The following is a 12,798-nucleotide window of genomic DNA, read 5'->3' as shown; positions in this document are numbered from 1 at the left end:
ATGCGCAAAAACATTCAGGCGGCCATTTTTGCACATGCTGAACGTGAATATCCCCGCGAGAGCTGCGGGGTGATCGCCCAAAAATCCAGAGTGATAAAATACTTTCCCTGTCGTAATATTGCGGTCACACCGGAAGAACACTTCGTGTTATCGCCGGAGGATTACGCCGTTGCTGAGGATTGGGGTACGGTGGTCGGTATTGTACACAGTCACCCGGATGCCACTACCCAGCCGTCAGAACTGGACAAAGCACAGTGCGATGCTCTCGGTGTGCCGTGGTATATCATCAGCTGGCCGGAAAGGGATCTGCGGACTGTTCAGCCGCGCGGTGAATTGCCGTTACTCGGTCGGCCGTTTGTGCTCGGGTTTACCGACTGCTGGGGACTGGTCATGAGCTGGTTCCGGCAGGAGCGCGGCATTGAGCTACCGGATTACCGGGTGGATCACCCTTGGTGGGAGCAGGGTGAAAACCGTTACGCTGATAACTGGCAGGAGGCTGGATTTATTCAGGTTGATGATCCGCAACCGAGCGATATGATAGTGATGCAGGTGCAGGCTCCGGTCGCCAATCATGCCGGTATTCTGCTGGATGATAATATGCTCCTGCATCACTTATACGGGCATTTGAGTCAGCGGGTACCGTATGGCGGTTACTGGCGTGATCGCACAGTTATGGTGCTGAGACATAAATTACACATGACAACGTGACTTGGTGCTATTACCCTGAATGACAATTGTTTATTAAATATGTATAGGGGTGGATAGTGAAGAAAATTATAACGCTGCTATTTATTTTTATTGGTACTGGATGCACAGGAATGGCAGAACTTCGTCAGCGGCCAGCAGATAATAAATTTCAATCAGATAAATCAACTCAAGAAGTAGCCAATTGCATTCTCTATGGATGGCAGGAAAAAAGCCAAACATACGGAAGCGTCTTTATACAGCCTGCAAAAGATGGGTGGTCTATTTATTCAGCGGGACAACTTGAATTAGTTGATGTGACCAGTACTGGAGATAAAACAAATATTAGTTTTTATCATCAGGGCGGAATGTTTAAATACAGAATAGATAATAGAATAAATTCCATAACTTCATGTATTTAAATTAATTTAAAAAATATAACCCGCTTCGGCGGGTTTTTTTATGGGGTAAATATGTCACAGGAAATCATGGTAAAAATAGAACTGGGTGGTGTGTTAGGCAAAACTTTTGGCAAAACACATCAGCGTTTAATAAGCACTACATCAGAAGCTATTCGGGCGCTATGTTGCACTATCACTGGTTTTGAACAATTTTTGAATACCAGTAAATCGCGCGGACTGACCTTTGCGGTTTTTCGTGGTAAGAAAAACATCGGTGAAGATGATCTCGGGTTTCCGGTAACAGGTGATGTTATCCGGATTGTACCGGTGGTGATTGGCAGCAAACGCGGCGGATTATTTCAGACCATTTTCGGAGCAGTGCTGGTGGCTGCGGCTGTATTTATGTCAGGTGGTATCGGTGCTGCTTTTGCGGCTGGTGGTATGACCGGTTTTATGGCCACAACCGGCGCGGCGATGATGCTGGGCGGCATTATCCAGATGCTGTCCCCGCAGCCAAACGGGATCGCCATGAAAGACCAGGGCGAAAACAAACCATCCTATGCGTTCGGCGCGCCGACGAACACCGTTTCTCAGGGCTACCCGGTACCGATCGGTTACGGTAAGCGCCGCATCGGCGGAGCCGTTATCTCAGCCGGAATTTACGTCGAAGATCAGCAGTAATCCTCTCTCCGTTATTCAGCAGGAATCCCACAATGACACAAATCACAGGCCGCAAAGGCGGCGGTGGCAGCCCGCGCACGCCCGTCGAACAGCCGGACGACTTACAGTCTGTTGCAAAAGCCAAATTGCTGATCGCCCTCGGTGAAGGGGAATTTGCCGGGGAACTGACCGGGAAGAATATCTTTCTGGACGGTACGCCGCTGCTGAATGTTGACGGATCCGAAAACTTTCCCGGCGTGGTATGGGAATACCGTCCCGGCACTCAGGCACAAACTTACATTCAGGGGATGCCGGCGGCGGAAAATGAAATTACGGTCGGCACTATGGTGCAGAGCAGTACGCCGTGGGCGCATGCATTCACCAATCCGCAGTTGTCTGCAATCCGTGTCCGCCTGAAATGGCCGTCCCTGTTCCGTCAGGAGGATAACGGGGATATGGTTGGCAACGAAGTGAAATACGCCATTGATTTACAGACTGACGGCGGCAGCTGGAGAACCGTTGTGGATGGTCGCGTAAAAGGCAAAACCACTTCCGGTTATGAGCGTACTCACCGTATTGATCTGCCGCAGTCGGTCACATCCTGGACGCTGCGGGTGCGAAAAATCACGCCGGATGCCAATAGCGCTAAAATCGGTGACACCATGGTGCTGCAGAGTTATACCGAGGTGATCGACGCCAAACTGACCTATCCGCATACCGCGCTGCTGTATATCGAGTTTGATTCAAAACAGTTTAACGGCTCGATCCCGCAGGTCACCTGTGAGCCGAAGATGCGGGTTATCCGTGTGCCGTCAAACTATGACCCGGAGCGCCGGACGTATTCCGGTACCTGGGATGGTTCGTTTAAGTGGGCGTGGACCAATAACCCCGCCTGGATATTTTACGATATTGTGATTTCCGATCGCTTCGGCCTCGGTGACCGCATCAAAATGCAGAATATCGATAAATGGGAACTGTACCGTGTTGCGCAGTATTGTGACCAGCCGGTACCGGACGGCAAGGGCGGCAGCGGTACTGAGCCGCGCTATATCTGTGATGTGTATGTGCAGGATCGCAATGAAGCTTATACCGTGCTGCGTGACTTTGCCGCCATCTTCCGGGGCATGACCTACTGGGGCGGCAACCAGATTATCACCCTGGCGGATATGCCGCGTGACATTGATTACAGCTACACCAAAGCCAACGTCCTCGATGGGAAGTTCACCTATTCCGGCAGCAGCAGTAAGGCCCGCTATTCCTCCTCGCTGGTATCGTACTCAGATCCGCTGAACGGCTATGCTGATGCGATGGAGCCGGTATTTGAAAATGAGCTGGTTTACCGGTTCGGTTTTAATCAGTTGGAAATGACGGCAATTGGTTGTACCCGGCAGTCAGAAGCCAACCGCAAAGGCCGCTGGGGCATACTGACCAACAACAAAGACCGGGTAGTGACATTCGGTGTAGGGCTGGACGGTAATATCCCGCAGCCTGGCTACATCATTGCGGTGGCGGATGAAAACCTGTCCGGGAAAGTGACCGGCGGTCGCGTCAGTGCAGTGAATGGCCGGAGTATCACACTCGACCGCAAGCCGGATGCCGCTCCGGGCGATCGCCTGATGCTGAACCTGCCGTCCGGCAAATCACAGGCCCGCACTATCCAGATGGTCACGGACAAGGTAATTACTGTCACCACAGCATACAGCGAAACACCGGAACCGGAGTGCGTCTGGGTGACTGAATCAGACGAGCTGTATGCCCAGCAGTACCGGGTGGTGAGCGTGACTGAGAATGATGATGGTACGTTCACGATATCTGCGGCTATGCATGACCCGGACAAATACGACCGGATAGACACCGGTGCGGTACTTGATGAGCGTCCGATCAGTGTTATTCCGCCCGGCAACCAGTTCCCGCCGAAAGATATCACTGTCAGCTCTTATTCTGTCGTGAACCAGGGGATCAGCATTGAAACCATGCAGGTTACCTGGTCACCCGCAGAGAACGCGATTGCTTATGAGGCGCAGTGGCGGCGTGATGACGGCAACTGGATCAATGTACCGCGCAATGCCACCACTTCGTTTGACGTGCCCGGGGTGTATTCAGGTCGCTATCTGGTGCGGGTCAGGGCGATTAACGCGGCTGAAATTTCCAGCGGCTGGGGATATTCAGAGGAAACCCGGCTGACTGGTAAGGTGGGAGATCCGCCGATGCCGCTGAACTTCCGTGCGGCCACACTGGTATTCGGGATCAAACTGAACTGGGAGTTCGGGAGATTCACGGAAGATACCCTGAAAACCGAAATTCAGTACAGCAAAACCAATGACGGACAGAATCTGTTACTGCTGGCCGATGTGCCGTACCCGTCCCGCTCTCATGAGCTTGCCGGTCTGGCTGCCGGTACCGCGTTTTATTTCCGCGCCCGCCTGGTGGATAAAACCGGCAACCAATCCCCCTGGACTGACTTTGTGCGCGGTGTGGCCGAGTTCGACGCCTCGACCATTATTGATGAAGTCGCTGCCGGGCTGGGTGACTCACAAATCATCAAAGACCTGCAGTCGCAGGCGGATGATAACTTCGAGGCCATTATCAACAACGCCAACAACGCCTACGGTCAGTGGGGATACTGGCAGCGCGAAACCGGCGCGATGAAAGCGGAAATTATCGAAGTCCGCAACTACACGGTCACGGAAACGACTGCACTTGCAGAGAAACTGGACGCGGTTAAGGTGACTGCAGACGATAGTTTCGCCATGGCGCAGAACTCCATCCGGGCGCAGTGGGATATGGCATCCGGTCAGGCATCGGTGGTTCACGATATGAAAATCCGCATTCATTACAACGGTGAGGACTATTCCGCCGGCATGGTTATCGGGGCCGAACTGAAGGGCGGACAGGTAAACACGCTTATCGGGTTCAGCGCCCAGCAGTTTGCATTTTATAACCCGGTGAATAAATCCATGGATCTGTTCATGTACATGAAAGACGGTCAGGTGTTTATGCGTGAGGCGTTCATTAATCAGGCGTGGCTTAACAGCGTGGTTGTCACTGATAAAATGCAGTCGGAGAACTATGTGCCGGTTAAAGCCGGATTTTTGATCGATGCAAAAACAGGAAATGCCGAATTTAACAGCGCGATATTCCGCGGGACTCTGGATGTCCGTAGTGCCGCATCTGGTGGTCGGATGGAGATTAATAACCAGACAATCTCTGTTTATGATACCGGCAATGTACTGCGGGTGAAGCTGGGGAAACTGTAATGTCATACGGATTATACGTAAATCCACAGAATGGCGGAAAACCATTTCAGCTGGATGATTCTGATTGCCAGATGCTAACCAAATTAAAGCATGTTCGCCTGATGTTGGGGCGGCTTGATATTCCTTTTCCTAAAGATGAGTGGGTTTATAACAAAGATAAGCGGGCCTATTACACGCCTGTTCCCGGCATTGGAAACTATGATGCCTTTCTGGTGGTTAAAAAAGGAACTCAAAGTGGTTATATACCGGGTTTAACTGGTGCGTGGCCAAACTGGATAGATAAGGCGTGGCTTGCAGATGGCGGGCTGTATGCTGCCCCGAAGGGTAGTCAGGTTTATCATGTCTGGGATGACCCATACCAGGAATATTTTGCATTTGATGTGTTTGGCACCCCTAAGCGCACAGCCGCAGATAATGTATATGGAATTCAGTTGATGGGAATGAATGGGGTAACCACACTGTCAGATTTTACCAAAACCGGATACTGCGTCTGGGCTGGTGAAGTATATGCGCCAAGATATGCAGGAATATCGGTACCGGGAATCAACATTGGTGATGAATATCGCTACTCTACATACGCCAGGCCAAAGTCCGGGGAGGCCATTTTAACAAGAATGGGGGGATCAATAAGGGCAGATCGTGAAACTACATTACAGGTTGCAGTCTTTGACCATCAGCCTAATTTGTCAAAAATGAGTGGATGGGGAGTTGAGATCTATAACAGCAGGGGACAGGTCACTTATAACACAAGGTATGCACCAATGCTCGGTGGTCAGGTTCTTGACGGCAACAAAGGCGGGTACTCTAAATATGCCCGTCCGATATACAACATAGGCACTTATGGCAGTTATATCCGGGAAATTATCAAAGAGTCATACTTTTTGAATGCCTGCGGGTTGAAGATATCAGGTAACAGGTACGATGTTGTGTCTTTCGGTGAAGTGGCGATGGGTTACCAGGGTATTGCGAACGGTGGTTATGGCGTCATTAATGGTGTCTTCAATATGCACTGTCTTGATGGCGACCGGTATTTTTAATCAACCAAAAGAATAAGTATGGATAACCGCTCCGGCGGTTTTTTTATGCCTGAAATTTAAGGAAACCCCATGATTTACACAGACGGTACGATAGCCATTAAAACCGGTTCACCGATTGTGACCGGCACCGGTACACAGTGGAAAAAGAACATTCACGGTGTGGCACCCGGCCAGCTTATCAGCATCGAGAACGGCACAGCACCGGTCAGTATGATGATCCGCGCGGTAAACAGTGATACCGAACTGGTGTTGTCATTCAATGCCCCGGTAACGCTCAGCGGTGCGAAATACTCCATTGCCACCACGGTACCGGACACCATTTCAGATGCGGCCCGTACCATGTCAGCCAATCAGGGCTATATCGTTTATTTCCTCCAGGCAATGCAGCAGTGGATGACAGACACCGGCAAGGTGGAGATTGAGTTGCCGAATGGACAAAAGGTGACGCTGGATAGCATAAAGTCACTGAATGACGCCATTGCCAATGCCAAGCCGGGTGACGCAACCACGACACAAAAGGGGGTTGTACAGCTCTCGGCGGCAATTGGTACATCAACAACAAAAGTTCCGCATGAGAAAGCGGTTAGTGATGCGCTGAGTAAGAAGGCGGATACCAATAAACTCGGTACGGCTGCCGGAAAAAATACAGGAACTGACGATGGCAATGTTATTGAGGTCGGCGCTTTTGGTCTCGGAGCATCAGCAAACATCGGCGGGGGTAACGTTAGTAGCAATAGATTTTTGGCATACAGCTCATCAGCAGATGCAATTAATTATGGATTTCCTATGCATGGTGCTGGAATTCAGGCTACATACGCAGAGGTGCGCCGTGCACAAATATTCATTACTGCTGATTTGCGATTGATGTATCGTTTCTCAATGCAGAATGGAACCGATAAGGGTGACTGGATCAACGTATGGGGAAACAATAACACAACGGTTGACGGCAACGGTTTTATTAAGCGCTCATCCCCAATTATTCAGGTTTACCCGGACGGAACGTTCGAAACCAACGACGAATCAGAAGGCGCTGAAGTCAGCCACACCGGCACCGGTCAGTATCACATTACCGGTATACTCGGTTATAACTCAGATGGTGCATGGGGTGTAAACGGTGGTATTTCGGTACCGAAAGACAATAACGGCCTTGAGCTGGTTTATGTCGATGATCGCGTACAGGAGGACGGCAGTCTGATTATTGAAACCTGTCACCGTCAGCATGCGCATTTACCGGAACGTTTCCAGAACTGGCGGCTGAAAGAGATCACCCCTGAAGGTGAGCGTATCTTCTATCAGGACGGTGAGCCGTGTGACCTGCCGGAATCCACCCGCCTCGATGTACGTGTTGAAATGCCGCAGGGCTCTGTGTGGAACGTGAAGCAGCGTGAACTGGCTGAACAGATGGAGCGTGAAGCGCAGGAAGCAGCAGAGCAGGGCGTAGACTCAGATCAATAAAATAAAGCCGCGCTGGTGGATGTACGGCGCGGCTGTCGCTTACTTATCAAAATATTCTACATCATCAGAAGCATCTGCCATTTCCGGCATCCAGCCGTCATCCTCCCAAATTTCCTGCATAAGCGTCTCTAGATCTTCTTTTTTGTCACCTTTCTTTAATCCATCTACAGAAAAATTAGTATTTGATCCCCAGGCGATTCGTATATCAGATTCCTGATATTTTTGCGGGATGCGTTTTTCGATTTCATCACGAAGCGCGTCAAAAGTGCCGGTGGGTAAAGTGTCTTTGAGTGCTTTGTCAAAAATTACGTTGATACGAAGCATGTGATTACCTCATTTACACTGTTTAAATATACAGTGTAAATTAACGGGGCAGAATAATACTGTCAAGGCGGACTTCGATCTTTTTGGCGGCGGTTTTACCATGGTTTTACCATTATTTTACCATCGACGTTTTGACGGTCACAAAAAAACCAACCATAAGAGGTTGGTTTTTTTGTAAAAATGCTGGTCGGCATGACAGGATTTGAACCTGCGACCCCCGACACCCCATGACACGGAACTACTGAATAAACACTTAAGTGATAAAAATAAACAAAAATTGTTGATTTATTTTCTGTGAGTGTTTATATTGACACTGAGCCGAAATCTTTCGGCCGTTTTAAGCTAAGGAGTACACAATGTTAACGCCGTTCGGTAAGACAGTAAGGAAAATGCGCATAGATCTAGGCATAACTCTGAAGAGTATGGCTGATGCTATCGGCATGACATCCTCTTACCTTTCAGCGATTGAAACTGGAAAAAGAGCCGTAACACAGCCTATTTTAAATAGTGTCATAGATTTTTTTGGCGCTGATAATGGAAAAAAACAAGAATTAATGGATGCGGCTCTAGAATCTCAACAATCAGTGGAGATTGGCTTGTCTGGTAGAGATGGCACCGCTCGTGATACAGCTATCGCGTTTGCACGTAGTTTTGATGAATTAAGTGAAGAAGATTTAACGCAATTGAATAATATTTTAAATAAATACAAATAATAGAAGGTGGTGACTTTTGAGTGGACAGGATTATCGTGTACCCCCACAAAGTCGAAGTTCGATTAGGGATGGTGCGAAGACACTAAGAGAAATACTAAGGATCTCTAGTGTTTATTTTCCAATAATGGAGGTGTTGGAATTAGCGCTACCAAAATTACTAGATGGATATGAATTTGTGGTGGGAAGCCAAGAGGATATGGAAGGGACGCATGGATTAACATTCCCGCAGGAAAACAGAATTATTTTGCGTGAGGATGTTTATCATGGTGCGCTTGAAGGCAATGGTCGTGACAGGATGACGGCCGCTCATGAATTAGGTCATCTCCTTTTACACAAAAATATAGCATTTGCTAGGTCATTACCTGGGGTTGATGTTAAGCCATATGAGAGTAGTGAATGGCAAGCGAAGTGCTTTAGTGGTGAATTATTGGTACCAGCATCATTCTCGGCATCATTAATACACATGGAGCCTGAACAACTTGCTTTAACCTGTGGTGTCTCAATTGAGGCAGCCAGGTATCAGTTAAAGGTATTAAAAAACCCCTACTAGGTTGCAGCCATAGTAAGGGTCTCTAAAGGTGATAATCCGTAGAGTATCACCGCTTGAATATCTCGTAGCAACCTGAAACTAACACCTCAGGAGAGCTTATTCAAGAAAAATCTCTCTCGGTAAGGAGGTGTTTTATGGATGGCGTTACGTTCTATCGTAAAAAAAGCAGCCCCAAAAGGGTTCCGCTGGATTTTCTGTCGCTACCGCAAGGTTCGGGGTAAATCAGGCAAGATGCTCGATGCGCATGCATACGGGTATCAGGCATGGGCCTTCTTGGTTCGTTGCTAAATAAGAAAGCATGGGGCAACCCATGCTTTTTATTTTCTGGTTAGTTTGAGAAATTTCTCATGCAATGATTGTGGGTAAAGCTCAGTATAAACCTGCCACAGCACATTCAGTGATCTGTGCCCTGTTACCTGGGCCACTTCCTCAATACTGAATCCCGCTTCAAATAACCGGCTGGCACCCTCACGGCGTAAATCGTGATAGCGCAAATCCTCAATACCTAATGCATTACGAACCCGCTGGAAACCCGCAGATACCGATTTAGGGTTATACGGAAACACTCTTTCATCTGTCCGTGGTTGCCGTTGTAGTATCGTCCAGGCATCGCCAAGCAGCGGAACGGACATATGGTTACCGGTTTTTTTGCGCGGATCTTTTCTGTCTCTTACCAGTACGCTGCGGTTTTTCTCATCCACATCAGACCATAAAATTTTACACACTTCCCCGATCCGCATGCAGCTCAGTATGGAAAAGTCGAGAATATCGACAAAGGGTATTTTCCCCTCCCGGTGCTCACTGCGGGATTTCAGTCCTTCTTTCAACCTGGTTAATTCATCGTCTTGCGGCCGCCGGCTGCGGCGCTGTGATTTTCCGATCAGCCCCATCTGCAGGAGTTGTGGTCTCGCTTCGTGAGAAGGGCAATCAGTGTACTCAATACCATAAACAGGCTTAGCTGATCGCAGTACAGAAGTGAGGTAACTTACATCGTGGTTTATTGTTGATGGTGATGCTCCGGCAGCCGAACGCGCCCGGCAGTGCTCTACTACGTGATTAACCGATAACTCAGAGAGAGGCAGCACAGCGAGTTCTGAATCAAAAAGCATGTTCAGCACATACTTTTTAGTACGGCCAGCTTTGCCGCCCATTTTTGGGTCGTTGATATATTTGAAAAGTAGATCTCGTACTGTGAGTTTTGTGACATCATCAGGGTTGGGAATACCGTGCTGCTCTAATTCAATAACCCGGCGTGTACCCCATGTTTTCGCATGGGCCTGTTTTGTGAACGTTTTGCTTTCACTGTGAATACGTTTACCATTTTCTTTTACGGACACAGAGCACCGGTACCTGACAGTGCCGTCTGCTTTGGTGCGTTTGTCTATGGTATAATAGGCCATTACTTTGCAACCTCTCTCTGCATCATTCTTGAGGACACCATTTTGTGGTGTCCTTGGTGGTGTCCTGATAAAGAGAAAATACACTAAAAAGACCAAATATGCACCAAAATACGCCAACAGAAAAAACCACAGAAAACCAGCAATTACGCGCTGTGAGCGGCTATAAGAACCTTAACCGTTTCTCCGTTGCGCCGATGCTGGACTGGACTGATCGCCATTGCCGCTATTTCCACCGCAAACTCAGCCGCCACGCGCTGCTGTATACCGAAATGGTGACAACAGGAGCGATTCTGTTCGGGAAAGGGGACTACCTGGCGTATAACGAGGCGGAGCATCCGGTGGCATTGCAGCTTGGCGGCAGTGACCCGGCGGCACTGGCGCAGTGTGCGAAAATCGCACAGGAACGCGGTTATGATGAAATCAACCTGAATGTCGGCTGTCCGTCTGACCGTGTGCAGAACGGCATGTTCGGTGCCTGTCTGATGGGTAACGCTTCACTGGTGGCGGATTGTGTGGCAGCGATGCGGGATGTGACGGATATTCCTGTTACGGTCAAAACCCGGATCGGGATTGATGATCAGGACAGTTATGAGTTTCTGTGTGATTTTGTCGGCACCGTGGCGGATCGCGGCGGCTGTGAGATGTTTGTTATCCATGCCCGTAAAGCCTGGCTCTCCGGCCTGAGCCCGAAAGAGAACCGGGAAATTCCGCCGCTGGATTACCCGCGTGTGTATCAGCTGAAAAAAGATTTTCCGCATCTGATTATGGCGCTTAACGGCGGCATCAAAACATTGGAAGAGGCAGAAACCCATCTGCAGTATATGGACGGTGTGATGGTCGGGCGTGAGGCTTATCAGAACCCGTCAATCCTGGCACAGGTCGATAATGCGCTGTTTGATGCGGCGTTGCCGGTGACTGATACCGTCGCGGCGGTGGAAGCGATGTATCCGTATATTGAGGCGGAGCTGGCGACAGGGACTTATCTCGGCCATATCACCCGCCATATGCTGGGGATTTTCCAGGGTATTCCGGGGGCGCGTCAGTGGCGGCGTCATCTGAGTGAAAACGCCCATAAAGCCGGAGCAGATCTGCGCGTTATTGAAGCGGCACTGGAATTTGTCACGCGGAAAAATACTGCGGAATAATCAGTCAGTCATAAAAAGCCCGCCGTTTCTCAGAACCGGCGGGCTTTTTTCATTCTGTGACGATTACGGGATCAGAATGCTGGATCCGGTTGTTGCACGACTTTCCAGGCGCTTGTGTGCCAGGGCGGCATCTTTCAGCGGATAAACCTGATCCGCAGGGATAGAAATAGTCAGTTTACCGCTCAGGATCAGATCAAAAATCGCCTTGCTGGCTTCGTTAAGTTCTTCACGGTTGGTGATGTAACCAAAGACAGAAGGGCGGGTCACATACAGCGAGCCTTTCTTATTTAAGATCCCCAGGTCAACACCGGTGACCGGACCGGAGGCGTTGCCGTAGCTGACCATCAGACCGCGTCGCTTCAGGCAGTCCAGTGACGGCAGCCAGGTATCTTTACCGACAGAGTCGTACACCACACCGACTTTTTCACCGTCAGTGAGTGCCAGCACCCGCTCAACAATGTCTTCTTTATTGTAGTTGATGGTTTCCCATGCACCGGCGGCTTTGGCTTTCTGTGCCTTTTCATCGGAACCCACGGTACCGATCATCTTCGCGCCCAGCGCTTTGGCCCACTGGCAGGCGATTTGTCCGACACCACCGGCAGCAGCGTGGAACAGGAAGACTTCCCCGGCTTTTACTTCATAGGTTTTGCGCAGCAGATAAAACGCGGTCAGGCCTTTCATAAAGCAGGCGGCAGCGGTTTCAAAGCTGATACCGTCCGGCAGGATGGCGAGTTTTTCTTCCGGCACGTTATGGATTTCGCTGTACGCGCCCAGCGGAGACTGGCCGTAGACCACGCGGTCACCGACTTTGATGTGTTTTACGTTCGCACCAATTTTTACCACCACACCGGCGGCTTCAGAACCGACACCGGAAGGGGATACCGGCGCAAGGTACAGGCCGCTGCGGAAATAGGTATCAATATAGTTCACGCCGATTGCTTTGTTTTCCACCTGAACTTCACCCGGTGCCGGGTCTGCCGGCGTAAAGTCACGATAAACCAGCACATCGGTGCCGCCGGGTGCATCAAATTCAATACGTTTAGCCATGGAGGGAACCTCATTCGGAAAAAAGAGTGACCACTTACCTGCAAACAGCGCAGAAACAGTAAGCGGGACAGTTAATCATATGATTTATTGTATTTGGCATAATTGCATGTCACTGAAAATTACTC

12 protein-coding genes are annotated in these 12,798 nt (G+C 49.6%); 9 read left to right on the top strand and 3 right to left on the bottom strand.

What is annotated here, in order from left to right:
* The 6 genes from ACF8OF_RS01170 (at position 1) to ACF8OF_RS01145 (ending at position 7,494) form a co-directional block, all read left to right on the top strand.
* Entirely contained in the window at positions 1–708 is a 708-nt protein-coding gene (locus tag ACF8OF_RS01170; protein WP_153642502.1) for a C40 family peptidase, read from the top strand.
* A 56-nt stretch (positions 709–764) separates the two neighbouring features.
* On the top strand, positions 765–1,106 hold the full coding sequence (locus tag ACF8OF_RS01165; protein ID WP_262881878.1) for a hypothetical protein: 342 nt from the start codon (positions 765–767) through the stop codon (positions 1,104–1,106).
* 51 nt (positions 1,107–1,157) lie between these two features.
* Positions 1,158–1,766, top strand: a complete 609-nt coding sequence (locus ACF8OF_RS01160; protein WP_153642501.1) for a tail assembly protein — start codon at positions 1,158–1,160, stop codon at positions 1,764–1,766.
* Positions 1,767–1,798: 32 nt separating this feature from the next.
* Positions 1,799–5,002, top strand: a complete 3,204-nt coding sequence (locus ACF8OF_RS01155; RefSeq protein ID WP_392495441.1) for a host specificity protein J — start codon at positions 1,799–1,801, stop codon at positions 5,000–5,002.
* Positions 5,002–6,039 carry a hypothetical protein gene (locus ACF8OF_RS01150; RefSeq protein WP_025155064.1) on the top strand — a complete coding sequence of 346 codons (1,038 nt, stop codon included), beginning with the start codon at positions 5,002–5,004 and terminating at the stop codon, positions 6,037–6,039. The genes ACF8OF_RS01155 and ACF8OF_RS01150 overlap by 1 nt, the downstream gene beginning before the upstream one ends.
* 69 nt (positions 6,040–6,108) lie before the next feature.
* Entirely contained in the window at positions 6,109–7,494 is a 1,386-nt protein-coding gene (locus ACF8OF_RS01145; RefSeq protein WP_392495440.1) for a hypothetical protein, read from the top strand.
* 39 nt (positions 7,495–7,533) lie between these two features.
* On the opposite strand, the gene ACF8OF_RS01140 is transcribed toward ACF8OF_RS01145, so the two are convergent.
* A complete protein-coding gene (locus ACF8OF_RS01140) occupies positions 7,534–7,818 on the bottom strand; it encodes a DinI-like family protein (protein ID WP_392495439.1) in 285 nt (94 codons plus the stop codon).
* A 356-nt stretch (positions 7,819–8,174) separates the two neighbouring features.
* On the opposite strand from ACF8OF_RS01140, the gene ACF8OF_RS01135 reads away from it, so the two are divergent.
* Together ACF8OF_RS01135 and ACF8OF_RS01130 are read left to right on the top strand one after the other, a co-directional pair.
* Entirely contained in the window at positions 8,175–8,531 is a 357-nt protein-coding gene (locus ACF8OF_RS01135) for a helix-turn-helix transcriptional regulator (protein ID WP_025155068.1), read from the top strand.
* A gap of 124 nt (positions 8,532–8,655) precedes the next feature.
* On the top strand, positions 8,656–9,081 hold the full coding sequence (locus tag ACF8OF_RS01130) for an ImmA/IrrE family metallo-endopeptidase (RefSeq protein ID WP_025155069.1): 426 nt from the start codon (positions 8,656–8,658) through the stop codon (positions 9,079–9,081).
* A gap of 317 nt (positions 9,082–9,398) precedes the next feature.
* Here the strand turns inward: ACF8OF_RS01130 and ACF8OF_RS01125 are convergent, their stop codons facing one another.
* Entirely contained in the window at positions 9,399–10,481 is a 1,083-nt protein-coding gene (locus ACF8OF_RS01125; protein ID WP_274765780.1) for a site-specific integrase, read from the bottom strand.
* Between the two features lie 98 nt (positions 10,482–10,579).
* Here ACF8OF_RS01125 and dusA point away from each other — a divergent pair, with 98 nt between their 5' ends.
* Positions 10,580–11,626 carry a tRNA dihydrouridine(20/20a) synthase DusA gene (gene dusA / locus ACF8OF_RS01120; protein WP_392495436.1) on the top strand — a complete coding sequence of 349 codons (1,047 nt, stop codon included), beginning with the start codon at positions 10,580–10,582 and terminating at the stop codon, positions 11,624–11,626.
* A gap of 63 nt (positions 11,627–11,689) precedes the next feature.
* Here the strand turns inward: dusA and ACF8OF_RS01115 are convergent, their stop codons facing one another.
* Complete coding sequence (locus ACF8OF_RS01115; protein ID WP_392495435.1) at positions 11,690–12,673, bottom strand: NADPH:quinone reductase; 984 nt, start codon at positions 12,671–12,673, stop codon at positions 11,690–11,692.
* Positions 12,674–12,798: the final 125 nt, after the last annotated feature.

The sequence above is a fragment of the Morganella sp. TYF_1 genome (assembly GCF_043105645.1).
Classification (GTDB): domain Bacteria; phylum Pseudomonadota; class Gammaproteobacteria; order Enterobacterales; family Enterobacteriaceae; genus Morganella; species Morganella morganii_B.
This window is presented reverse-complemented; position numbering and strand designations above follow the sequence as displayed.